This window comes from Pseudomonas sp. SDO5215_S409 (assembly GCF_054071325.1).
Map to the genome: position 1 here is coordinate 32,222 of NZ_JBSVWN010000041.1, position 23,833 is coordinate 56,054.

Annotated in this window: 17 protein-coding genes and 1 pseudogene; 4 read left to right on the forward strand and 14 right to left on the reverse strand. The window is 63.1% G+C overall.

Going from position 1 to position 23,833, the window contains the following annotated elements:
* Positions 1 to 99 precede the first annotated feature (99 nt).
* Complete coding sequence (locus ACW9H9_RS19935) at positions 100 to 609, forward strand: 6,7-dimethyl-8-ribityllumazine synthase (protein WP_457344853.1); 510 nt, start codon at positions 100 to 102, stop codon at positions 607 to 609.
* Between the two features lie 39 nt (positions 610 to 648).
* Here ACW9H9_RS19935 and astE read toward each other — a convergent pair whose 3' ends face one another.
* The 7 genes from astE to ACW9H9_RS19970 all read right to left on the reverse strand — a co-directional run bounded on the left by astE (position 649) and on the right by ACW9H9_RS19970 (position 8,275).
* Positions 649 to 1,653 carry a succinylglutamate desuccinylase gene (astE, locus tag ACW9H9_RS19940; RefSeq protein WP_457344852.1) on the reverse strand — a complete coding sequence of 335 codons (1,005 nt, stop codon included), beginning with the start codon at positions 1,651 to 1,653 and terminating at the stop codon, positions 649 to 651.
* Between the two features lie 12 nt (positions 1,654 to 1,665).
* Positions 1,666 to 1,953, reverse strand: a complete 288-nt coding sequence (locus ACW9H9_RS19945) for a topoisomerase II (protein ID WP_457344851.1) — start codon at positions 1,951 to 1,953, stop codon at positions 1,666 to 1,668.
* Positions 1,954 to 1,976: 23 nt separating this feature from the next.
* Positions 1,977 to 3,323, reverse strand: a complete 1,347-nt coding sequence (gene astB / locus ACW9H9_RS19950) for an N-succinylarginine dihydrolase (protein WP_457344850.1) — start codon at positions 3,321 to 3,323, stop codon at positions 1,977 to 1,979.
* Positions 3,324 to 3,369: 46 nt separating this feature from the next.
* A complete protein-coding gene (gene astD, locus ACW9H9_RS19955; protein ID WP_457344882.1) occupies positions 3,370 to 4,839 on the reverse strand; it encodes a succinylglutamate-semialdehyde dehydrogenase in 1,470 nt (489 codons plus the stop codon).
* On the reverse strand, positions 4,836 to 5,861 hold the full coding sequence (gene astA, locus ACW9H9_RS19960; RefSeq protein ID WP_457344849.1) for an arginine N-succinyltransferase: 1,026 nt from the start codon (positions 5,859 to 5,861) through the stop codon (positions 4,836 to 4,838). Before astA ends, astD begins: the two co-directional genes overlap by 4 nt.
* A 52-nt stretch (positions 5,862 to 5,913) precedes the next feature.
* Positions 5,914 to 6,933 (reverse strand): arginine/ornithine succinyltransferase subunit alpha, encoded by a 1,020-nt coding sequence (gene aruF / locus ACW9H9_RS19965; RefSeq protein WP_457344848.1) that lies wholly within the window; start codon positions 6,931 to 6,933, stop codon positions 5,914 to 5,916.
* A gap of 121 nt (positions 6,934 to 7,054) precedes the next feature.
* On the reverse strand, positions 7,055 to 8,275 hold the full coding sequence (locus ACW9H9_RS19970; protein WP_457344847.1) for an aspartate aminotransferase family protein: 1,221 nt from the start codon (positions 8,273 to 8,275) through the stop codon (positions 7,055 to 7,057).
* 304 nt (positions 8,276 to 8,579) lie between these two features.
* Between ACW9H9_RS19970 and ACW9H9_RS19975 the strand changes: the two genes are divergently transcribed.
* Positions 8,580 to 14,459 (forward strand): dermonecrotic toxin domain-containing protein, encoded by a 5,880-nt coding sequence (locus tag ACW9H9_RS19975; protein WP_457344846.1) that lies wholly within the window; start codon positions 8,580 to 8,582, stop codon positions 14,457 to 14,459.
* Between the two features lie 6 nt (positions 14,460 to 14,465).
* On the opposite strand, the gene argR is transcribed toward ACW9H9_RS19975, so the two are convergent.
* The 7 genes from argR to acs form a co-directional block, all read right to left on the reverse strand.
* Positions 14,466 to 15,446, reverse strand: a complete 981-nt coding sequence (argR, locus tag ACW9H9_RS19980; protein ID WP_457344845.1) for a transcriptional regulator ArgR — start codon at positions 15,444 to 15,446, stop codon at positions 14,466 to 14,468.
* 184 nt (positions 15,447 to 15,630) lie between these two features.
* Positions 15,631 to 16,395, reverse strand: coding sequence for an ABC transporter ATP-binding protein (locus tag ACW9H9_RS19985; protein ID WP_457344844.1), 765 nt, complete (start codon positions 16,393 to 16,395; stop codon positions 15,631 to 15,633).
* 27 nt (positions 16,396 to 16,422) lie between these two features.
* On the reverse strand, positions 16,423 to 17,535 hold the full coding sequence (locus tag ACW9H9_RS19990) for a succinylglutamate desuccinylase/aspartoacylase family protein (RefSeq protein WP_457344843.1): 1,113 nt from the start codon (positions 17,533 to 17,535) through the stop codon (positions 16,423 to 16,425).
* A 1-nt stretch (position 17,536) separates the two neighbouring features.
* Positions 17,537 to 18,235 carry an ABC transporter permease gene (locus ACW9H9_RS19995; protein WP_457344842.1) on the reverse strand — a complete coding sequence of 233 codons (699 nt, stop codon included), beginning with the start codon at positions 18,233 to 18,235 and terminating at the stop codon, positions 17,537 to 17,539.
* Positions 18,232 to 18,921: an ABC transporter permease gene (locus tag ACW9H9_RS20000; RefSeq protein WP_457344841.1), complete on the reverse strand. Its 690-nt coding sequence runs from the start codon at positions 18,919 to 18,921 to the stop codon at positions 18,232 to 18,234. The genes ACW9H9_RS19995 and ACW9H9_RS20000 overlap by 4 nt, the downstream gene beginning before the upstream one ends.
* A gap of 91 nt (positions 18,922 to 19,012) precedes the next feature.
* A complete protein-coding gene (locus ACW9H9_RS20005; protein ID WP_457344840.1) occupies positions 19,013 to 19,798 on the reverse strand; it encodes an ABC transporter substrate-binding protein in 786 nt (261 codons plus the stop codon).
* 580 nt (positions 19,799 to 20,378) lie between these two features.
* Entirely contained in the window at positions 20,379 to 22,334 is a 1,956-nt protein-coding gene (gene acs, locus ACW9H9_RS20010) for an acetate--CoA ligase (RefSeq protein WP_457344839.1), read from the reverse strand.
* 397 nt (positions 22,335 to 22,731) lie between these two features.
* On the opposite strand from acs, the gene ACW9H9_RS20015 reads away from it, so the two are divergent.
* Both ACW9H9_RS20015 and ACW9H9_RS20020 read left to right on the forward strand, forming a co-directional pair.
* Positions 22,732 to 23,001 carry a DUF2790 domain-containing protein gene (locus ACW9H9_RS20015; RefSeq protein ID WP_457344838.1) on the forward strand — a complete coding sequence of 90 codons (270 nt, stop codon included), beginning with the start codon at positions 22,732 to 22,734 and terminating at the stop codon, positions 22,999 to 23,001.
* Between the two features lie 657 nt (positions 23,002 to 23,658).
* Positions 23,659 to 23,833 (forward strand): annotated as a pseudogene (locus tag ACW9H9_RS20020) (ribonucleotide-diphosphate reductase subunit beta); the annotation flags it as partial.

Sequence of the window (23,833 nt, forward strand, 5' to 3'; positions counted from 1 at the left end):
CCCTAAGCCGAACTCATGCCTGCATGACGACGCTGTCCGTACCCTTAAATCCCATTCGATTCATATCGCCCTGTTTTTTTCATAAACAGGAGTCAGAACATGCAACCTACCGCAATTGACAGCAAAGCCAAGCACCATCACGGCGAGCGTGTCGCGTTTATCCAGGCCTGCTGGCACAAAGATATTGTTGATCAGAGCCGTAAAGGCTTCCTCGCCGAAATGATCGCCCAGGGCTATCAAGAGTCGGACATCGACTTCTTTGAAGTCGGCGGCGCCTTTGAACTGCCTCTGCACGCCAAGCTTCTGGCCAAGACCGGCCGTTACGCCGGGATCGTCGCCGCGGCCCTGGTGGTGGACGGCGGCATCTACCGTCACGAGTTCGTGGCCCAGTCGGTGGTCAGCGGCCTGATGCAGGTGCAATTGGAAACCGAAGTGCCAGTGTTCTCGGTGTCGTTGACCCCGCACCATTTCCACGCGGGCAGCGAGCACCACACGTTCTTCTTTGATCACTTCGAGCACAAAGGCCAGGAAGCCGCGAAAACCTGCGCAGACACCCTGCACAAGGTCCGCGCCCTGCGCCGCGCTGAACCCCGGGCGGTAGCGGTTTAAACCGCCCGCACACCCCGGGCCACCGGGGTGTGCCGACCCTCACGCCAGGCCGGCGTCCGTAGTCGGCACGATCAGAATCCCTGCCCGCAAGCCGTTCTTCACCTTCGGGTTGGGGAAAATGATGCGCGCGCCCTCCTCCTCGATCACCCAGCGGGTGTTGGCAATGTCTTCGGCCAGCAGATAACCCTTGGGCAACGCCGAAAAATTCTGCACATCCGCCGGCAGGTGCAGGATGAACGCGTCACTGTGCTTGATCACTTCGCGGGCTACGCTGAACAGTTTCAGGCCGTCCAGGCTTTGGGTGGCAGGCTCGGTGCCTTCGATGATGTGCACAAGGCGCGCCTCCAGGCGAGACACATCCACGCCCTGGTTCTGGCCGAACGGCCGGGCCTTGCCCAGTTCCAGGGTGAAGGCCTCGGCGCCCAGTTGCTCGTAGGTAAACGACGAATAGGTGATGGAGCCTTTGTTCTGCAACAGCACCGCTTCCATCCCCGCCGCCCGTAAACGCGCCAGCTCGTGGCGCGAGTGCTGGCGCCCGTCTTTCCACGGGTACAGCGCAAACTGCTCGATGGCCGAGCCGCGAATGGCGGTGTGCAGGTCGTAATGCAGGCGGGTGCGGCCTGGCACGCTGAAGAAATTGCGCGCCAGTTGTTCCAGGTCGGCGGCGCGAATCGCTTCGGCGCCGGTGGTGGACTCGTGTCGGCCGTTGAACAGCCGGTTGATGTCCTGCTCGATAAACCGCTCTCCACGGCGCATGGCCTCGGGGTTGCCGAACAGGAACAAAATACGGGTGCTGGGCTTGATGGCCCCACGGGCGATGCCTTGCAACAGGCGGTCAGCCAGCTCGATGGGCGCCGTCTCGTTGCCATGAATGCCGGACGACAGCAGCACATCGCCGCCGTTGTCCTGCGCCTGCGGTGGGCGCACTTCCAGTGCGCCCTCGCTGAGCCAGCGCAGTTGCACGCCGTCGACGGTCAGTTGAATTTTTTGCGCCGGTTCACGACCGGCGAGGGTCAGTTCAAGCAGTTTGCCGAGGGCGAGCATAAACAGGCTTCCTTAGTGGTTGCAGCCTGGGCCGTGGACGTGGTCGTCGTCTTCGCCAAGGTCCGCAGGTTCCATTTCCAGTTGCAGGCTCATCAGGTTGGTGGCCAGTGGGCGCATCAGCAGGTTGGCGTATTCGGCGTCACCTTCTTCCACGTCCACACCGATCAGCAGCTGGCCACGGCCATCGTGCTGGATCCAGATTTCCTTGCCCTGCCACACCACGGCAACGCGGGTGCAGGAGGTTTCCAGCTGAGTGCCGTCGGTGTCTTCAAGAATCAGTTTCAGGGTATCGGTGGTCATAAAATGCTCTCAGCCGTAAGGCGTTAATGGATCTGGAAAGGATAAACCGAGCCCAGTTTAAGGATTTGCGTCAGTTCATCCAATGCCGTCCGGCACTCGAGCAGCAACTGCGGGTCGGCCAGGTCGGATTCGCGCAGGCTGTCGCGGTAATGCTTGCCCACCCACTGGGTCAACGTTTCGTACAGCGGTGCGGTCATGATGACGCCCGGGTTGACCGCCGCCAGCTCGGTGTCCTTCAACGCCACGCGCAAGCGCAGGCACGCCGGGCCGCCACCGTTCTGCATGCTTTGCTTGAGGTCGAACACCTTCACTTCGCGGATCAGCCCACCGCCGCTGGTCAGGCCTTGCAGGTACTGCCAGACGCGCTCGTTGTTGCGGCACTCTTCCGGCACGATCAGCAACATGGCGCCATCAGGGCGGGTCAGCAACTGGCTGTTGAACAGGTAGGAACGCACCGCGTCTTCGACGCTGACCTGGGCACGCGGCACACAGATCGACTGGAACTGCCCGCCGACCTTGCCCAGCTTGGCCTGCAATTGCTCCAGCATCTGGTCGGTCTGGAGGAACGCGTCTTCGTGATAGAACAGCACCTCGCCGTTGCCCACCGCGATCACATCGTTATGGAACACGCCCGCGTCGATCACCGCCGGGTTCTGCTGAGCGTAGACCACGCCGTCATCACGCAGGCCGTGCAAGCGGGCCACGGCCTGGGACGCTTCCAGGGTTTGGCGAGCCGGGTACTTGTGCGGCGCCGGGTAGCGGGTGTCGAACGCGCTGCGGCCAAACACGAAAAACTCCACACCGGCCTCGCCGTATTCGCGGCAGAAGCGTGTGTGGTTGGCCGCGCCTTCGTCGCCAAACTGCGCCACTGCGGGCAGGGCGGCGTGATGGGCAAAGTGTTGTGGGTCGGCAAACATCGCACCGAGCACCCGGCTGGTGGTGGGGTGCTCGATGCTGCGGTGGTATTTGCAGTTGAGGTTGGCGGCGGTGAAATGCACGCGCCCGTCGGCCGTGTCGGCGCTGGGGCTCACCGTGGCGGCGTTGGCCACCCACATGCTGGACGCCGAGCAACTGGCCACGAGCAACGGCATGGCCTGCTTGGCCGCTTGCTGGATGACCTGCGCGTCGGTGCCGCCAAAACCGAGGCTGCGCAAGGCGGCCACGTCAGGGCGTTCCTGGGGCGCGAGCACCCCTTGCACAAAGCCCATGTCCATCAGCGCTTTCATTTTCGCCAGGCCTTGCAGCGCCGCTTCCTTGGGGTTGGAGGACTGCTGGCTGTTGCTCTGGGACGCGACGTTGCCGTAGGACAAACCGCCGTAGTTGTGGGTCGGCCCCACTAGGCCGTCAAAATTGACTTCACAGGATTTCATCGGCGAGGCTCCACGAACACTCTGTTTTTATAGGCATCAAGGGCGATTACGACAGCGTCACACCCGGGGTCAGCGCAGCGGGCAGCGTCAGGCTTGGGGTTTCCAGCGAGGCCACTGGGTAGGCGCAGTAGTCTGCCGCGTAATACGCACTGGCGCGGTGGTTGCCCGACGCCCCGACCCCGCCGAACGGCGCGCTGCTGGCAGCGCCCGTCAGCTGTTTGTTCCAGTTGACGATCCCGGCACGGCTTTCTAGCCAGAACTGCTGGTAGCGCGCCTCGGAGTCCGACAACAACCCGGCCGCCAGGCCGTATTGAGTGTTGTTGGCCTCGGCAATCGCCGCGGCAAAGTCGGTGTAGCGAATCACCTGCAACAGCGGGCCGAAGAACTCTTCATCGATGCGCTCTGCCACCGCCGTCACGTCCAGGATGCCAGGCGTCAGCAACGCGGCCTGCTCCTGCGGCTGGGTCATCGCCAGCAACGCCACTGCGCCGTTGGCGAGCAAGTGGTGCTGGGCGTCCATCAAGGCCTTGGCCGCGCCGAGGGAAATCACCGACCCCATGAACGGCGCGGGCTGTTGGTCGAATGCGCCCACCGCGATCGTCGAACTGACCGCCACCAGGCGCGCCAGCAACGCATCGCCCCACGCGCCTTGCGGCACCAGCAAGCGACGGGCGCAGGTGCAGCGCTGGCCGGCCGAGATAAACGCCGACTGGATGATGGTGTACACCGCGGCGTCCACGTCGGCCACTTCGTCCACCACCAGCGGGTTGTTGCCGCCCATTTCCAGCGCGAGGATCTTGTCGGGGCGCCCGGCGAACTGCTGGTGCAGGTGGTTGCCGGTGCGGCTGGAGCCAGTGAAAAACAGCCCGTCGATGCCCGGGTTGGCCGCCAGCGCGATGCCGGTTTCCCGCGCGCCTTGCAACAGGTTCAACACGCCCGCCGGCAAACCGGCTTCGACCCAGCACTGCACGGTCAACTCGGCCACCTTGGGCGTGAGCTCGCTGGGCTTGAACAACACGGTATTGCCCGCCAGCAGCGCTGGCACAATGTGCCCGTTGGGCAGGTGGCCGGGGAAGTTGTACGGGCCGAACACCGCCACCACGCCGTGAGGTTTGTGGCGCAACACGGCGGTGGCGTCACCCAGCGGGCCGCTTTTTTCGCCGGTGCGTTCACGGTAGCTCTGCACCGAAATCGCGATTTTGTTGACCATGCTGGTGACTTCGGTGGCCGATTCCCACAGCGGCTTACCGGTTTCCTCACCGATGCAGCGGGCCAGTTCGTCGGCCCGGCGTTTCAGGGTGGCGGCGAAGGTTTCCAGCAGGCCCAGCCGCTCTTCCAGCGGGCGCTTGGCCCAGGCCGGAAAAGCCTGGCGCGCAGCCTGCACCGCCGACTCCACCTGTTCGGCGCTCGCAGCATTGCCCGCCCACAGCACTTGCTGGGTCACCGGGTTGTGCGACTCGAACAGCTCACCCTGGCCAGCCAGCCAGCTACCTGCGATATACAGCGAATTCATTATTTGGCCTCCCGGGCAGCGGACAACGGTACGGCACGCACGGAATCTCCGGCGATCAACTGCAAGCGCTTGGCGGTCAGCGGGTCCACCACCAGGGTGCCCGCCGCCTGCCGCGCCGGTGCGGCGGTGATGCGGCAGTCTTCGCGCTTGCGGTTGTGGATCAGGAACGGGGTGGCGTCGTCGCCCGGCGTGCCAATGGCCAGCACCAGCGATTCACTGTCGCGCACCGCACGGATCTTGCTGGTTTCACACTCCACCGCCGGGCCTGCGTCAAAGATGTCGACGTAGCCCTGGTAGCTGAACCCTTCACTCTTGAGCATGCTCAGGGCAGGCTCGGTGTCGGTGTGCACCTTGCCGATCACATTGCGCGCGTCTTCGGACAGAAAGCAGGTGTACAACGGAAATTTCGGCATCAGCTCGGCGATAAAGGCTTTGTTGCCCACGCCGGTCAGGTAGTCGGCCTGGCTGAATTCCATCTTGAAGAAGTGCCGCCCCAGGCTTTCCCAGAACGGCGAGCGCCCGGCGTCATCGGACATGCCGCGCATCTCGGCAATGATCTTGTTGCCGAACAACTGCGGGAATTCTGCGATAAACAGCATGCGCGCCTTGGCCAGCATGCGGCCGTTGAGGCCGTTGCGGTAATCGGCGTGCAGGAACAACGAGCACAGCTCGGAGTTGCCGGTGAGGTCGTTGGCCAGAAACAGCGTCGGGATCTCGCGGTAGATGTTCAGCTCTTGCGAGGCGCTGACGGTGAGCCCCACGCGAAAGTTGTACCAGGGCTCGCGCAAGCCCACGGCGCCGGCGATGGCAGAAATGCCCACCACGCGGGCGTCGTCGTCTTCGAGCACAAACAGGTAGTCCGCATCACCGCGCCCGGCTTCGCCGCGAAAGGTTTTTTCGGCCCAGCCCACGCGGTGGGTCAGGCGCGCCTCGTTGGCCGGCAAGGTGGTGAGGCCGGTGCCGGTGCTGCGTGCCAGGTCAATCAGGGCCGGTAAATCGCTGCTGCGTACGGGACGAACGATCATGCTATCTCCTCGAACGGGCCCCTGTTGTCAGCGGCCCGCAAAACTCTGCTCGTTAAACCGCTACCAGGCGCACGCTGGCGCCTTCGCCAACGCCCAGGGCTTCGGCGGTGGCCAGGTCCAGGGTCACCGGTTTGCCCGGTGCGTAGTCCAGTTCCAGCATCACCGCACGGTAATCCTGCAACTGGCCATTGCTGACCAGGTACTGGCGGGCCGCGCCCTTGATCATCTCGCCGATCTTGACCGGCACCACGCGGCTCTGGGCAATCGAGCGAATGCCCGACACCCGGGCATGCAAGGTGGGGCCGCCGTCGAAGATGTCGATGTAATGGTCGGTTTCAAAACCTTCGCGCATCAGGATGTCAAAGGTGATCTGCGCACGCGGGTGCACCTGGCCCATGGCTTCTTGCGCGGCGTCCGGCAGCAGGGGCACGTAGATCGGGTAGTGCGGCATCAGCTCGGCGAGGAAGGTGCGGCTTTTCAGCCCGCACAGGCGCTCGGCCTCGGCGTAGTTGAGGTCGAAGAAGTTGCGGCCGATGGCGTCCCAGAACGGCGAGTCACCGTGCTCGTCGCTGTAGCCGACGATCTCGGTCACCACCGAGTCGGCAAAGCGCTCGGGGTGGCTGGCGACAAACAGCAGGCGGCCACGGGAATTGAGCTCCGACCAGGGCGAACCGACCAGCTCCGGCACCACGTAAAAGCTGGTGAGCAGGCTGTTGCCGGTAAGGTCGTGGCACTGGGAAAGCACGTGGATCTTGTTGTGAATCTTCAGCTCGCGGGAGGCGTGCACGAAGGTTTCATTGCGAAAACTGTAGAACGGCTCGGAATAACCGGCCGAGGCGACGATGGCCGAACAACCGGCGAGCGTGCCGGTGGACGTGTCTTCGAGCACGAAGAAATAGCTTTCTTCACCGTTGAAACTCACCTCGGCGGCGAAGGACGCTTCGCTCGCGGCGATCTTGTCGCTCAGGCGTTCCACATCGTCCGGCAAGGAGGTGACACCAATCGGGCTGTCCGCAGCCAGACGCTGTACCTCGCCCAGATCAGCCATTTGCGCGGGGCGCATCACCAGCATGGTGTCACTCCTTACTCGAAAAACCGGCGGGCCTGCGCCCGCACAAGGAAAAAAATGCCGGGCGGGCCCGGCACGTCAACAAGAGGGGGGCCGCGCGATCAACCGCGCGGCGACCGGTGCATCAAGCCTGGGTCAGCGCTTTCACGGCGCGCTCGAAACGGTCCAGGCCTTCCTGGATGTCTGCGTCGTCCACCACCAGGCTCGGGGCGAAACGCACCACGTCGGGGCCGGCCTGCAGGATCATCAGGTTTTCTTTTTCAGCGGCGTTGAACACGTCCTTGGCCTTGCCTTTCCAGGCATCGCTCAGCACGCAGCCCAGCAGCAGGCCCATGCCGCGCACCTGGGTGAAAATGCCGTACTGCTCGCCGATCTGGGTCAGGCGGGCCTTGAACAGGTCGTGTTTGGCGTTGACGCCAGCCAGCACCTGCGGGGTGTTGATCACGTCGATCACCGCCTCGGCCACCGCGCACGCCAGCGGGTTGCCGCCGTAGGTGGTGCCGTGGGTGCCGACCACCAGGTGCTTGGCCAACGCATCGGTGGTGAGCATCGCGGCAATCGGGAAACCGCCGCCCAGGCTCTTGGCGCTGGTGAGGATGTCCGGGGTCACGCCGTAATGCTGGTAGGCAAACAGGTGGCCGCTGCGGCCCATGCCGGTCTGCACTTCGTCGAATACCAGCAGCGCGTCGTGGGCGTCGCACAGCTCGCGGGCGCCTTGCAGGTAAGCGAGTTCGGCCGGCAATACGCCGCCTTCGCCCTGGATTGGCTCCAGCACCACGGCGCAGGTCTTGTCCGACACGGCAGCCTTGAGCGCGGCCAGGTCGTTGTAAGGCACATGCGTGATGCCGGTGATTTTAGGCCCGAAGCCGTCGGAGTACTTGGACTGGCCGCCCACGTTCACCGTGAACAGGGTGCGCCCGTGGAAGCTGTTCAGCGCGGCGATGATCTCGTATTTCTCGCTGCCGAACCGGTCGAACGCGACGCGACGGGCCAGCTTGAAGGCGGCCTCGTTGGCTTCGGCGCCCGAGTTGCAGAAGAACACACGCTCGGCAAAGGTGGCGTCGATCAGCTTGTGCGCCAGGCGCAGGGCCGGCTCGTTGGTGAACACGTTGGACACATGCCACAGCTTGTTAGCCTGTTCGGTCAGTGCACCGACCAGCGCCGGGTGGGCGTGGCCCAATACGTTGACCGCGATGCCGCCGGCAAAGTCGATCAGTTCCCGGCCTGCCTGGTCCCAGACGCGGGAGCCTTCACCGCGCACGGGAATGAACGCCGCAGGTGCGTAGTTGGGAACCATGACCTGGTCGAAATCGGCACGTTGCACCGGGGCTTGCTCAACGGACATCGGAGTCTCCTGAAGAGGAACGCCTGCCTGGAACTGGCGGGCGATGCAGGGATTGTAAGGACAGTTTTCAGTGCGGCCTTGCCGCCAAGCGACAACTTCTTATAGCGCGAACCCGCGATTTTCCGGGGTTTACGCCAATGCGACAAATAACATCGCAATGGCGCAGTTTAAACTGCCCGCGTTTTTTGCGGCAGGTCCAAACGCGGCAGATTCACGCCTGCGCAACGTGCTAACTATCTAGCCTCAAGGGCGCCCGGACGGTTGATTTACTGAAGCTCTTTCCCCGCACTCAGAGAGCCGCCCCATGCATCGCCCCCCTGCCCCGCCTTTGGTCGCCGACGACCATCACCCTTTGCGCCTGCTAAAAGACGCGATTCCCCCGTGGCTGGGCCTGGCCAGCGCCAGCAAACACGCCGCCCTGAAACAGGCCACCCCCGTGCAAACCCAGGCCCCCGCGGAGCAACGTGCGCAGTTGCATCAGCTCAACGGCGCTCACTGGCAGGCGCAGAACCAGGTGGACGACGCGCTGAAAGACCTGCAAGACGCCAAGGCCTTCGCCAAACCCATCCTGGAGGACGCGCTGCTGCGCCGCTTCAGCCTGGACCTGGACAGCGACGCCGTGCACATCCGCCTGTACCTTGCGCAAACCGTGCCGTGGTTCGCGCTGCCCAGCGGTGCGGCGCGCACCTGGACCGTCTCGCTGCTGGACGCGGCGCTGCACAACTTCGACTACCACGAAGCCCAGGACGACGCCCACGAGCCCGACTCCACGTTTATCAGCCGCCCCTCCGACACCGGCCAGTTCGACACCCTGCCCGCCATTCGCCAGGTGCTGTCCATCACCGCGTTTATCCGCCTGTGCCGTGAACTGGACATCGGCGCCCGCTACGCCCGCTACCTGAACGAAGCGCTGGGTATGCACGAGCCGGTGGCCAGCGCCGTGCTGCAGCACAAGGTCAACCTCAGTCAAAAAGCCGCACTGCGCGCGGCGCTGCAACTGGCCAGCCTGCAAGGTGATATCCAGGACGATTGGCGCGAACAAATCGAAGCGCTGCTCGACGACGCCCCACCCGTCACGCTTGACCCGTCGCCCTTGCGCTGCCACGACCTGAGCATGCTGGAGGCGCCCCTCACCGGCCCGCTGCTATTCGCCCCCGACCTGTATGCCGCCCGCACCGTACAGCCGGTGGTGGTGTACCTGCCCGACGACCCCCAGCACCCGGTCAAGCAATACGCCTCGACACTGGCCTTTAAACAAGAGCTGGTGCGCCAGTTGCGCAACGACGACTACCAGCAGTTTTTCAGCCGCTTTGTCGACCATGCGCAACGCGGGCTGTTCTTTTCGCGCCTGAGCGACCGCCTGGCCACACTGACCTGGCACACCCCACAACCGGGCAGCGGCCTGGCGCCCTGGCGCGACGAGCCGGTCGAAGACCCGCAACTGCAACTGGCCTTCACGCCGATCACCGGCAACCCGTGGCAGCACCTCTACCAACGCACGCTCGACAAGCTGCTCAACGACGCCCGCACCCTCGCCGTCCCCACCGCCGACGCGGACAGCAAAGCGCGCTGGGCACTGTGGGATTCGTTCGTCGATGTGGCGTCCTCGATCCTCAACGTTGTGCTGCAAGTGGCCGCGCCCTTCATACCGGGGTTGGGCGAACTGATGATGGGGTACATGGCCTACCAACTGCTCGACGAGGTGTTCGAGGGCATCGTCGACTGGGCCGAAGGCGAAGGCCGCGAAGCCCTGGGCCATCTTTTGGGCGTGACGCAGTCGCTGGTGCAGCTGGGCGCGTTTGCCGCCGCGGGCAGCATTGGCGTGACGGAGCTGCGCAAGGCGTTGCCCACCGAGGTCATCGCCTTTATCGACCGGTTCAAGCCGGTAAAACTGGCCAACGGCACCACCCGCTACTGGAAACCCGACCTCAAGCCGTACCAGAAAACCTTCACCTTGCCGCCCGGCCTGCGCCCCAACGAGCAGGGCCTGCACCCGATTCGCGGCGAGTCGATCCTGCCCCTGGGCGACACGCTCTACGCCGTGGAAAAAGATACGGGCAGCGATCACTACCGGATCAAACACCCCACCCGCCCGCACGCCTACCAACCGCTGGTGCGCCACAACGGCACGGGCGCCTGGCACACCGAGCTGGAGCGCCCGCTGCAATGGGACCGCGCCACGCTGCTGCAACGCCTGGGGTACAAGGTGCACAGCCTCAGCGCCGCCGACCGCGAACTGGCACTGCACATCAGCGGTGTGCACGAAAACACCCTGCGCAAAATGCACGTCAACGGCGAAGCCGTGCCGCCGTTGCTCAGCGACGTCCTGGCACGCCTGGGCATCGACCGCGAACTGCAACAGCTGATCGAGCACCTGCGCAGCGACGACCCGGCGGTGTACCACGCCATCGATCCCCAGGACCAACTGCAATTGCTGACCGCCTACGGCTACTGGCCTGCCACCAAGACCCTGCAATTGCTCGATGAACAGGGTCATGTGAGCTGGACCTTTGGCGACCCGAACCAACCCACCGTGCGCATCCACGAAAACCAGTTGGACAACGGCGACTTTCTCAAGACGGTGCTGCGCACCCTGAGCCCCGAAGAGATCACCCGCCAGTTCGGCGAGCGCGCCAGCGACCCGCAACTGAGCCTGGAGGCCCGCGCGCGCAACCTGCGCAAAGCGCTGGCGGACATCGCCGAAAAAAACCGCGCCGCGCTGTTCGACTCGCGCTACGGCCCGTTGCAATTCAGCGGCCAGCCCCGCACCCATCAAGTGATGAAAACCACCCCGGGCCTGCCCGCCAGCATCGCCGGGCACCTGGTGGACCACGCCAGCGGCGCAGAGCTGGCCGAGCTGGACCAACGGCGCACCCCCGCACGCTTGAGCACGCTGGCGCAAACCGTGCTAGATGAGCTGCGCGTCAACCGTGCCTACGAAGGCCAGCACCTGAGTGCGATCCAGTCCCTGGATACCGACCGACTCGTGCTCAAGTCATTGCCGCGCCAACCGGGCTGGTCAGCGCAGATACGCCTCGATGCCCGGCACCTGAGCCCCGACGGCCAGGTGTGGTGCCGCGTCGGTGCGGATGACGCCAAGGTGCAGCGCAGCCTGGTGCGTACGCAAAACGGCCGCTATGTCGCCTATGACGGCAGCCGTGCGCTGTCCGGCGAAACCGACCTGTACAGCGCCATTGTGCAGGCATTGCCGGACGCCGAGCGTGAGGCCCTGCACATCGACATCCACCAGGGCCCGCAGTTGCGCAAGCGCGTGGCCCAGCGGCCGATGGAACGCGAGCCACTGCGCGCCCTGCTCGGGGGCGATCCGCCCACGCCCCACACCGTCGAAGCACTGCGCATGCTGGGCAACAACGGCGGCTACCCGCCGGCCGCCGCGCAGGTGGCGTCCTTGCCGGAACGGGCGCGGGCGCTGTTCCCGCAGTTCGACGATGGCGAAATCAACACCCTCGTCACTTACCTGCAAAGCCAACCGGGCGGTGCCGAGCAACGCATTACCCACCTGGAACAGGAATTTGCCCAGCTGCAAATCGACCTGCACGCCTGGCGAGGGGCGGTGCCCGCCACCCACCCCACGACCGGCCTGGAGCTGACGCCGCGCCAGCGCCTGTACGAGCTACAGAACCGTCGCCACCTGGCCCAGCAAATCCGCGAATGTTGGCAACGCGAAAGCAGCGTCGATGACTACTACGAAGACCCGGCGCGCGATGGCCTGATGCTGCGCCTGCAATATCCCATCGTTGGTGAGCTGCCGGCCTTGAGCTGCGATTTCAGTCACGTGACCTTGCTCAGCCTGTTGGGCAACGACGGCACCCGCGGCGTTACCGCCTTTGTGCAGCGCTTTCCCAACGTGCGGCACCTGGAAGTGCGTGATGCGCCGATCGGCGATTTGCCCACCGGCATTCAAACGCTGGCCAACCTGAACCACCTGAGCCTGGACAACTGCAGCATCACCCTCACGCCCGAGAGTCACGCCCGCCTGGCCTCGATGCAGGGGCTGCGCACCTTGAACCTGCACCAGAACCCGCTGGGGGTCACCCCCAGCGTTGAAGCGATGCACGATTTGACCGACCTGGACCTGTCCGAAACCGGCATCGAACGCCTGCCGCCCGGCTTGCTCAACCGCCCCGAGCTGGAAACCGCGTTCCTGGGCGACAACCGCATCCGCGAGCTGCCCGCTGCGATGTTCCAGTTATCGCCAGTCGCCAGCCAGCGCTTCGACCTGTCGGGCAACCCGCTCTCGCGGGCCACCCTTGAACAGGTCAAGGCCTACTTCCAGCGCCACGGCGTGCACTGGGAAGTGGACGCCCTGCCTATCGACCAGCAGGACACGCGCCGGTTGTTCCCCTTGATGAACAACAACGACATCAACACCTTTATCTTCAGCCTCCCGGGAGACATCGAAAGCGGAAAGATAGAGCTGGCGCGCCTGGCCGGTGAATTGCAGACCCTGCGCCAGGAACTGACTCAATGGAGCCAGGACGCCTCGATCGAGCCGCTGGAAAGCGCGCGACGCAAAGCCCTGCACCAGTTATTGGAGCGAAGCTGGCGCCGCGAAACCCAGCAGACCACGCCGTTCGTTCATGTGTTGAACATTGCCCGCCCGCTGATGGGTGAGCTCCCCACACTCAGTGCACGCTTCAACCACATCGGCTACCTGGTACTGGAAGGTCATGGCGGGCCCTTGCAGCCCGGCCCCTTCATCGAAAGCTTCCCGGCACTGACCATCCTCAACATGCAGAACGTTCAATTGGGCGACATTCCCACCTCGATCCTCGAGCTGCCTGCGCTGACACACTTGAGCCTGTCGCGCTGCAGCATCACCCTGAGCGCACGCAGCCAGGCGGCCCTGTCCGGCATGCACCGCCTGCAATACCTGAACCTGGACCATTCCCCCCTCGAACGCGCGCCGGATTTTCGGCAGATGCCCGCGATGAGCTACGTGTCCCTGCAAGACACCGGCCTGCGCCAAGTGCCCGAAGGGTTGCTGACGCAACAGCGGTCGATGACCGTGAACCTTGCCTACAACGCGATCCAGACCTTGCCCGAGGCCAGCTTTACCCTGCCGGCACGCGTGACCCATGACTTTTTTGTCTCGCACAACCCGCTGTCGATGGCCACCCTGGAGCAGATCAAAACCTACTGCCAGCTCACCGGCGAGTTCTTCAACGCCGACCCGCCCGCGGGCCTGCGTGAGCGCGCTCAGCACCTGTACCCCAGCCTGCTGGAGGTGGAAGCCGACCAGTTTATCTTCAAGCTGCCCGGCACCATGGCCGACATCGATCCGCACCTCACCCGCCTGGAGGCCGAATACGAACAGCTCGGCACCGACCTGGAGCAGTGGGTGCTGGACGTGCCCGAGCGCCATCCGGTGCTGGATATCCCGCTGGACGACTCCACCCGCGCCGAGGAGCAATTGCAGCGGCGCAACGTCAGGACCCTGCTGGAGCAGGCCTGGCGCCGCGAAAGCCCGGAGGACGAGGAAAACCTGGAGGACGAACTGACCCACAGCGTGCACCTGGATACCCCGGTGATGGGTGACCTGCCAGCACTGAGCGTGCACTTTGCGCATGTCTCGCGGCTGGAACTGACCGGCAACGGCACCACCACCGGGCTCGACGGCACGCTGCGCGGGTTTCCCAACCTGCAAAGCCTGAGCGTTACCCGTTGCTCGTTGCAGAGCCTGCCCGGGTCTTTGTTCAACATGCCGAAGTTGGTCAGCCTGGAATTGTCCCACTGCGCCCTGCGGTTGAGCAGCGAGTCGGCACTGGCCGTGGCCGACCTGCAAAGCCTTGAGTTTCTGGACCTGAGCAACAACCCGCTGACCCATGCCCCGGATGTACGCCCCTTGAACCAACTGGTGGCGCTGCACCTGCGCAGCGCCCAGCTCAGCGAAGTGCCGACGGGGGTGTTTCGGCTCGGCGAAATGCAGACCCTGGACCTGAGCGACAACCAGATCCGCGAGATCCCGGCCGACATCCTCGAAATGATCCCGACCTTTCACGATGACTCGGACTTGAGCGACAACCCGCTGTCGGCGCAAAGCCTGGGTTACCTGCGCACGTACTACCAACGCACGGGCACTGACTTTCAGGTGCCCGAGGCGATTTGGGACGAGCATGGCCACCCGCTGGAAACGCCGCTGCAAAGACCCCAGGAAGAATGACGCGGCTCAACCGCGCTCGGCGGGCACCGAGGACAGCTCGAACGGGCTGCTGCTGCGGCGCTGGTTGCGGTCTTCACGCGGGGTGGCGCCAAAGAAGTTGCGGTAGGCGCTGGAGAAATGCGGCCCCGAAGAGAAGCCGCACGACAGGCCGATCTGGATGATCGACTTGCTGGTTTGCATGAGCATCTGCCGGGCCTTGTTCAGGCGCAGCTCCAGGTAGTACTGGCTGGGAACGCGGTTGAGGTATTGCTTGAAGATGCGTTCCAGTTGGCGCCGGGACACGCACACGTGCTGGGCGATTTCGTCGGTGGTCAACGGCTCTTCGATGTTGGCCTCCATCAGCAACACCGCCTGGGTCAGCTTGGGATGGCTGGAACCCAGGCGGTTCTGCAACGGAATACGCTGGCGCTCGCCGCCTTCGCGGATGCGCTCCACCACCAGTTCTTCGGACACCGCCCCGGCCAACTCCGCGCCGTGGTCACGGGCCAGCACCGCCAGCAGCAGGTCGAGCACCGACATGCCGCCGCAGGCGGTGAGGCGGTCGCGGTCCCAGTCGAACAGGTGGCTGGTGGCGATGACCTTGGGGAAGCGCTCGGCAAAATCGTCCTGCCAGCGCCAGTGCACGGCGGCGCGGTAGCCGTCGAGCAACCCCAGTTGCGCCAGCGGGTAGACCCCGGCCGACAACCCACCAATGACGCACCCGGCGCGCACCAGTTGCTTGAGCGCAGTGCCCAGCTGCGCCGCCACCACGGTTGGCGGTTCGTCAGCCAGCAGGAACAGTTTCTGGAAGCCCTCGAGCTTGCCGGCCCACGGCTCACCCGGCAATTGCCAGGCGCCTTCGGTGGAAGGTTCTGCCAGCAGAAACGACAATTCGTACGCCACTTCCGGATGCACCCGCTGGGCAACGCGCAAGGCCTCCTCAGCCAGCGCAAGCGTCAGTGCTTTGGTGCTGGGCCAGATCAGGAAACCTATTCGATGGGCGGTCATGGAGTGCTATCCAAAGCGAAAAACGGTGGTAAAGACGTGGGCCAATGCTAGCCCGTAAATAAACACAGCGCTTGAAACGATGAAACCCGACCGCGACACACCCGCTTGCGGGGTGAACGGGCTTGCCCGCGCGGGGCGACGAAACCCCTCCCCCCCCACCTGCCAGCCCTTAACGTAAAACGGGTTATTTCAGGCTGCCCGACAGGAACTGCTGCAAACGCTCGGACTGCGGGTTCACCAGCACGTCACGCGGGTTGCCGCGCTCTTCGACGAGGCCTTTGTGCAGGAACACCAACTGGTTGGACACTTCGCGGGCAAAGCCCATTTCGTGGGTCACCACCACCATGGTGCGGCCTTCCTGGGCCAGGTCCTGCATCACTTTAAGCACTTCGCCCACCAGCTCCGGGTCCAGGGCAGAGGTGGGCTCGTCGAACAGCATCACCTCAGGTTCCATCGCCAGGGCCCGGGCAATGGCCACCCGCTGCTGCTCGCCGCCGGACATGTGGCCGGGGAACGCGTCCTTGCGATGGGCCACGCCCACCTTGGCCAGGTAATGCTCGGCCTTGTCACGGGCCTCGGCCTTGGACACACCCAGCACGTGCACCGGCGCTTCCATCACGTTTTCCAGCGCGGTCATGTGGGACCACAGGTTGAAATGCTGGAACACCATCGACAGGCGCGAACGCATGCGCTGCAGCTGTTTAGGGTCGGCGGCCTTCATGGCGCCGTCCTTGGTGGCCACCAGTTTCAGCTCTTCGTTGTTGAGCAGGATCTTGCCCGCGTGCGGTTGCTCCAGCAGGTTGATGCAGCGCAAAAAGGTACTTTTGCCCGAACCGCTGGAGCCGATGATGCTGATCACATCACCGGCGGCGGCGGCCAGGGAAACCCCTTTGAGCACTTCATGACTGCCATAGCGTTTATGCAGGTCTTGGACTTCAAGTTTGTACATGCGGTCGGTTCTCACAAAAACAGGTGGTCAGTCGTTGAGCAAGCGCCCGTGTCGCAGCGCGTCGCGCCCCGCCACCTTGGCCAGCCAGAAACCCGCTTGGGCATAACGCAGCCGTTCAACGGCAAACAGCACCCCGGACGTGCCCGCGCTCACGATGCTCACACGGTCGGTCAGAGGGTCAATCACTTCAAACAGCGGCTCCCCCGCCACTACCACGTCACCGGCTTTACGCAGGTAACTGATGACCCCGGCGTGGGGCGCAAAGAGCAATTCGGTGCCTTCAAACGGCAGCCCTTCGCAAGGCTCGAAGGCCGGTGCGGGCCATTCGCCACGGATCAGGCCTTGTTCGGCGAGAAACGCCAGGATGCCTTCGGCGTGGAAGATCGCCTGGTCGCGGCCCGTATCGGCCTGGCCGCCCAACTCAAGGGTAGTGGCCAGGCAGGCCAGCGGGACCTGCGCCTCGGGAAACGCCCGGGACAGGCGCAGCCACGGCAACGAGCAGGCCTCATCGAACGAACTGCCGCCGGAGTCTTCGGCCAGCAGCCCGACTTTCACGTTCAAGTGCGCCGACAGCGAGCGCCACTGCGGCCAGTGCTGGGGCAGCGCGTACATGTGCAGCGCGGCGTCGGCGTCGCAATGCAGGTCGAGCACCACGTCGGCGTCGCAGGCGTGGCTCAGCAGCAAGCGCTGCATGCCTTGCAACTGACTGGCGGCGGGCGGCAGCGCGTCCAGCACCTGGCGCATGGCCTGGCGGATCAGGCGCACATTGGCGTGGGGGTCATCCCCCAGTTTGCCGTTGAGCAACGCGGTAACCGGCGCGCTCAACTCGACGAAATCACGGTTGAAATTCTTGCCGCTGCCCACCTCGAAACGGCCCTGGTGCGCACCTTGCAGCAATTGGCCAAGGCCCATCGGGTTGGCCACCGGCACCAGTTCGATCACCCCGTTGAGGGCGCCTTGGCGTTCAAGTTCGGTGAGGCGTTTTTTCAGCTCCCACGCCGCGCGCATGCCCGGCAATTCGTCGGCGTGCAGGCTGGCCTGGATATACGCCTTGCGCTCGCCGCTGCCGAAACGGAACACGCTCAACTGGCGCTCGCACCCCAGGTGGCCCCAGGGCAATGAATGATCGATACGTTCCATATCAGTGCTTCCGGGGTGCCAGGTAGCTCAGCCAGCGGCGCTCGGCCAACTTGAACAGGCGCACCAGGATAAAGGTGAGGCACAGGTAGAACACGCCGGCGGTGATGTAGGCCTCGAACGGCAGGTAATACTGGGCATTTACGGTACGCGCGGCGCCGGTGATGTCGATCAGGGTGACGATGGACGCCAGGCTCGTGGTCTGCAACATCATGATCACTTCGTTGCTGTACTGCGGCAGCGCCCGGCGCAGGGCCGACGGCAGCAGGATGCGGCGGTACAGTTTGGCGCGCGACATGCCCATCGACTTGGCGGCTTCGATCTCGCCGTTGGGCGTGGCCTTGAGGCTGCCCGCGATGATTTCAGCGGTGTAGGCGCTGGTGTTGACGGCAAAGGCCAGGCACGCACAGAACGTGGCGCTGGACAGCAACGGCCACAGGAAACTCTCGCGCACCGCTTCAAACTGGGCCAGGCCGTAGTAGATCAAAAACAGCTGCACCAGCATCGGCGTGCCGCGGATCACGTAGGTGTAGAGCCAGGCGACGCCGTTGACCAGCGGCTGCTTGGACACGCGCATCAAGCCCAGGGGCAAGGCGGCGAGCAGGCCGAAGAACAGCGAGATCAGCAGCAACTTGAGGGTGGTGAGCAAGCCGCCAAGGTACAGCGGCATCGCCCCCCAAACGACGGTGTAGTCGAAGATCATAGGTCAGCCGCCCTTACGCCTACCGAGTAGCGCTTCTCGAGGTAACGCAAGGCCAGCAACGACACGCTGGTGATCACCAGGTACATCGCCGCCACTGCGAGGAAGAAGGTAAAAGGCTCGCGGGTGGCGTCTGCCGCCTGCTTGGCCTTGAACATCATGTCTTGCAGGCCCACCACCGAGATCAGCGCGGTGGCCTTGGTGAGCACCAGCCAGTTGTTAGTGAAGCCGGGGATGGCCAGGCGGATCATCTGCGGCACCATCACGCGGAAAAACACCTGGAACGGGCTCATGCCATAGGCCATGCCCGCTTCGGCCTGCCCTTTGGGGATGGCCATGAAGGCGCCCCGGAATGTTTCCGAGAGGTAGGCGCCAAAGATGAAACCCAGGGTGCCGATACCGGCGGCCAGGGGGTTCAGGTCGATATAGTCGTCGTAGCCCACAAGCGGCGCGACGCGGTTGAGCAGGTCCTGGCCGCCGTAGAAGATCAGAAGGATCAGCACCAGGTCGGGGATCCCGCGGATCACCGTGGAGTACAAGTCGCCCAGCCAGGCCAGCCAGCGCACCGGCGACAGGCGTAACGCCACCCCGATCAGACCCAGAACAATGGCCAGGGCCATGGACGACAAGGCGAGCTGAAGCGTCAACCAAGCGCCATCGAGGATGACGGCCCCATAGCCTTTCAACATGATTCAGGTCCTCGCAAAGGGGATGAAAAAATGGCGCAAACTTCAGAGCTCTCTGGTGCTTGCGCCATTCTTGACAGACAACTGCGACGGTTTACTTGGCTTCTGGGCCGTAGATGTCGAAGTCGAAGTACTTTTTCTCGATTTCTTTGTATTTGCCGTTGGCACGGATCGCGGCGATTGCGGCGTTGATCTTGTCCAGTTCAGCCTTGTCGCCTTTGCGCACGGCAATGCCGATGCCGTCGCCAAAGTATTTGGCGTCGGTGAAGGCCGGGCCGACGAACGCGTAGCCTTTACCCGAATCGGTGTTCAGGAAACCGTCCTGCAGCAAGGTGGCGTCTGCCACGGTGCCGTCGAGGCGACCGGCTTCCACGTCCAGGTAGATCTCGTTCTGGGTGCTGTAAGGCACGATGGTCGCGCCTTTGGGGGCCAGGACTTCCTTGGCGAAACGGTCGTGGATCGAGCCGCGCTGCACACCGATTTTCTTGCCCTTGAGTTCGTCCAGGCTGTCGCTCAGGGCGGTGCCTTCCTTCATCACCAGGCGCGCTGGGGTGAGGTAGTAGCGGTTGGTGAAGTCCACGGACTTCTTGCGATCGTCGGTGATGGACATGGACGACAGGATCGCGTCGATCTTGCGCACTTTGAGGGCCGGGATCAGGCCGTCGAACTCTTGCTCGACCCACACGCACTTGACCTTCATCTCTGCGCACAGGGCGTTGCCGATGTCGTAGTCAAAACCCACGATGCTGCCATCCGGCGCCTTGGAGGCAAACGGAGGGTAGGCTGCTTCGATACCAATTTTGAGCGGCTTCTCGTCAGCGAAAGCCTGCATGGACAGCACGGACAGCGCCAGGGCGCCCAACAGTACGAGTTTCTTCATCTTGGGACTCCATCGGTATGGGGCAAAAACAGCAGTATGAGCCGAGGCCCAACATGCGATTGAGTAAAACCAATAGGGGTGCTGCGTCCTACACCGGTTAAACATCGGCAGCAGCAACGAGCGAGTGATCGGCATTCTAACGACAGGCTGGAAGCCGATATTTCCTCAATGCGACAACAATTTACAGAAGCACCGAGAAAGCGGTTCTAGCACATTGACAGCCTCTGAAATTTATGCAGAGGAAAAAGACATTAAACCTGTAGATATTGCAAATAGCGGGCCTATTATTCGCAAACCCTTATGACACGGCAAGTGTGGCGTAGGATCTTATTTCTAAAGGTGTCTGATGCGGGGGTTTCCGGGGCAAGACGTAGCACTTTGCCTCATGTCAGGGCACAGGGTTACACATTTGAGCTAAGGGTAACATTCAGAAATACCCTACAAGAGAAACCGATATTTATTTGGGTGTGAGTAAGGCGGTCTGTCAGAACGAACACCGCAACAGCGCGCCCTCCCTGCTCCGGTACAAAAAAGCCCCGCACAACTTGCGTCGGGCGGGGCTTGTTGCCATCAAGCCGCTTTACGCGACGTTCATGGTCTTGTGGGTATCAATCAAATGTTGCACGACGCCCGGGTCGGCCAGGGTGGAGATGTCCCCCAGCCCGTCGTACTCGGCGGTGGCAATCTTGCGCAAGATCCGCCGCATGATTTTCCCCGAGCGGGTCTTGGGCAGGCCCGGCGCCCACTGGATCACGTCTGGCGAAGCGATCGGGCCAATCTCTTTACGCACCCAGTTTTTCAGCTCCAGGCGCAGCGCTTCGTCGGCCACTTCGCCATTTTTCAGGGTCACGTACACATAGATGCCCTGGCCCTTGATGTCGTGCGGCACGCCCACCACCGCCGCTTCTGCGACTTTAGGGTGCGCAACCATCGCGCTTTCGATCTCGGCCGTGCCCATGCGGTGGCCAGACACGTTGAGCACGTCGTCCACGCGGCCGGTGATCCAGTAGTAACCGTCCTCGTCGCGACGCGCACCGTCGCCGGTGAAGTACATGCCACGAAAGGTCTTGAAGTAGGTGTCGACAAACCGGTCATGGTCGCCAAACAGGGTGCGGGCCTGGCCCGGCCATGAATCAAGAATCACCAGATTGCCCTCGGCCACGCCTTCGACCAGGTTGCCCAGGTTGTCCACCAGCGCTGGCACCACGCCAAAGAACGGCCGGGCAGCCGAGCCTGGCTTGAGCCCGTGGGCGCCGGGCAGTGGGGTCATCATGGCGCCGCCGGTTTCGGTCTGCCACCAGGTGTCCACGATCGGGCAGCGGGATTGGCCGACGTTCTTGTAGTACCAGTCCCACGCTTCAGGGTTAATCGGCTCACCCACCGAACCGAGCAAGCGCAGGCTGCTGCCGTCGGCGCCTTCGCTCGCCGCCGTACCGGACGCCATCATTGCGCGGATCGCGGTCGGGGCGGTGTAGAGGATGTTGACCTTGTGCTTGTCGACGATCTTGGCTACCCGGGTGATGTCCGGGTAGTTGGGCACGCCTTCGAACAACAGCGTGGTCGCGCCATTGGCCAGCGGGCCGTACACGATGTAGGTGTGGCCGGTCACCCAGCCGACGTCGGCGGTGCACCAGTAGATTTCGCCCGGGCGGTAGTCGAACACGCGCTCGTGGGTGAGGCCTGCGTACAGCAAGTAGCCGCCGGTGGTGTGTTGCACGCCCTTTGGCTTGCCGGTGGAGCCGGAGGTATAAAGGATGAACAGCGCTTCTTCGGCGCCCATCTCTTTGGGGGCACACACGGTGCCGGCCACTTTCATCAGGTCTTCGTACCAGATGTCGCGATGCTGGTTCCACTTGATCGCGCCATGGGTGCGCTTGCACACGATGACTTTTTGGATGCTGCTGGTTTCCGGGTTGGTCAGCGCGTCGTCGACGTTGGCCTTGAGCGGAATCTTCTTACCGGCACGAATGCCTTCGTCGGCGGTAATCACCACCTTTGACTTACAGTCGATGATCCGACCAGCCAGGGCCTCCGGCGAAAAACCGCCGAACACCACCGAGTGAATCGCACCAATGCGGGTACAGGCCAGCATGGCCACCACCGCTTCGGGGATCATCGGCATATAGATCGTCACCACGTCGCCGCGATGCACGTCCTGGCCGCGCAGGGCATTGGCGAACTTGCAGACTTCTTCATGCAGCTCGCGGTAGGTGATGGTGCGGCTTTCGGACGGGTCGTCGCCTTCCCAGATAATCGCGGCCTGGTCGCCACGCTCAGCCAGATGACGGTCCAGACAGTTGTAGGAAACGTTGAGGGTGCCGTCTGCGAACCACTTGATGTCCACGTGGTGATCGTCGAAAGAGGTCTGCTTCACCGTGGTGAAAGGCTTGATCCAGTCGAGGCGCTTGGCTTGCTCGCGCCAGAAACCATCGGGGTTGACCACCGACTGCTGGTACATGGCCTTGTAGGTTGCCTCGTCGGTCAGCGTGTTGGCTGCTACTTCGGGGCGAACGGGGTACAGGGAAGCCGCACTCATCTTTCTTACCTCGGTGACATAGTTGTTTTTGTATGGCCCCGTTGTAGCCGGGGCGGTTCCATAGAACCATTCGACGATGGTAGTAACAAGCCCCCGCACAATGCCGCCGCACAGCGGTTCAGGGCCCTGGCCCGCGGCTTGCGGTGGGCGCTGACTTTTCTGAAAAAAACGTTACCCAAGGATTGTTACGAAAACGGCCAATAGTGTTTATCAAAAGCACGGGTATATGAATATATCGCCCACGCCTAAAATCAACACCGCCAGCAAGGCACTGAGATTAACAACGCAACCGCCCCCACAAAGGCAACGTTACTCCGAACTTTCCCAACCGAAGTTACACACGCGGCCTCACAAGGGCCCCGTGACCCCTTTCGACTGCCAAAAGGTAAATCGTCAAATGAAAGCGTTAGCCGTTATTGCCCTGAGTAGTGTGTTTGCGACCGCCGCCATGGCCGATGAGGCCAGCACCGAGGTAGCCAACAGCAAGCCTGTCGTGGCAGAGGAATACACTTACGGCGCCACGCTGGACGTGGCCAAAGTGCTGTCCATGAGCAATGTTCCTGACGTGTGCGAAGTGGTGCCGGTACAAATGGAATATGAAGACTCACAAGGCCAGCGGCATATTCTCAAGTATCAAGTAATGGGCAATGGTTGCTCTAACGGGTAATAAAAGTATTGAACGAGCACTGACACGGATGTTATTTGCCGCAAGCCCTCGTTCTTGCGGCGGGGCCCGGTGGGCTTTTGTGCGATGGCGGCTCGGGCTAATCCACAGCCTGTTCAATGCCCCCAGTCTGCGTAAGACCCCCCCTCTATAACCTGATGTTTACCGCTCCTGAAAATCGAGACGGTGCGCACGTTTTTGACGCTTGTCGATGCCGGACATGGGCATGGCGCAGCGCACACCCGCACATGCCGGGTTACCGACGGGCGGAAATATCGCTGGGCCGTCAAAAAATCCTGATGCAGCAAAGCCTTATAAACCCGCACTCTGGCTGTAAATGCCGCCCTTTTGGCCGCGCCTTCCCATCATCCTCGCCCACACACACCCGTTTTTTTGCCTATAATGCGCGGGCAAATCGGGCCTGCAATATCTCTTTACAGAGACTGAGCGCCAGACCTGAGGCCCCGCAGGAGCAAGCCACCACCGCTCCGCCCTTCAAGCCTCACGCAGCGCCCCGAAACCACATTCCGTTTAATGCCTGCGTCAGCTGTTGCAACAAACGATTCCTTAAGATCCACCGCGGCCTCTGGGCCGTGTGAACACCCAACCATCCGGTTTCACACGGGCACCTTTGAGCCCTCACGCAGGAGACGACACGTCATGCTGAGCTGGGACGAATTCGACAAAGAAGATGAAGGCGAAGTAGCCACCAAAGGCACCCCTGGCGCTACCGCCGCTGAAGTCACCATGGACCGCCTCGACGGCGCCGGCGCTGCCGCAGCCATCGAAGCCCGCGCCGTCACCGCCAGTGACTCCGCCGCCATCATCCGCGCCA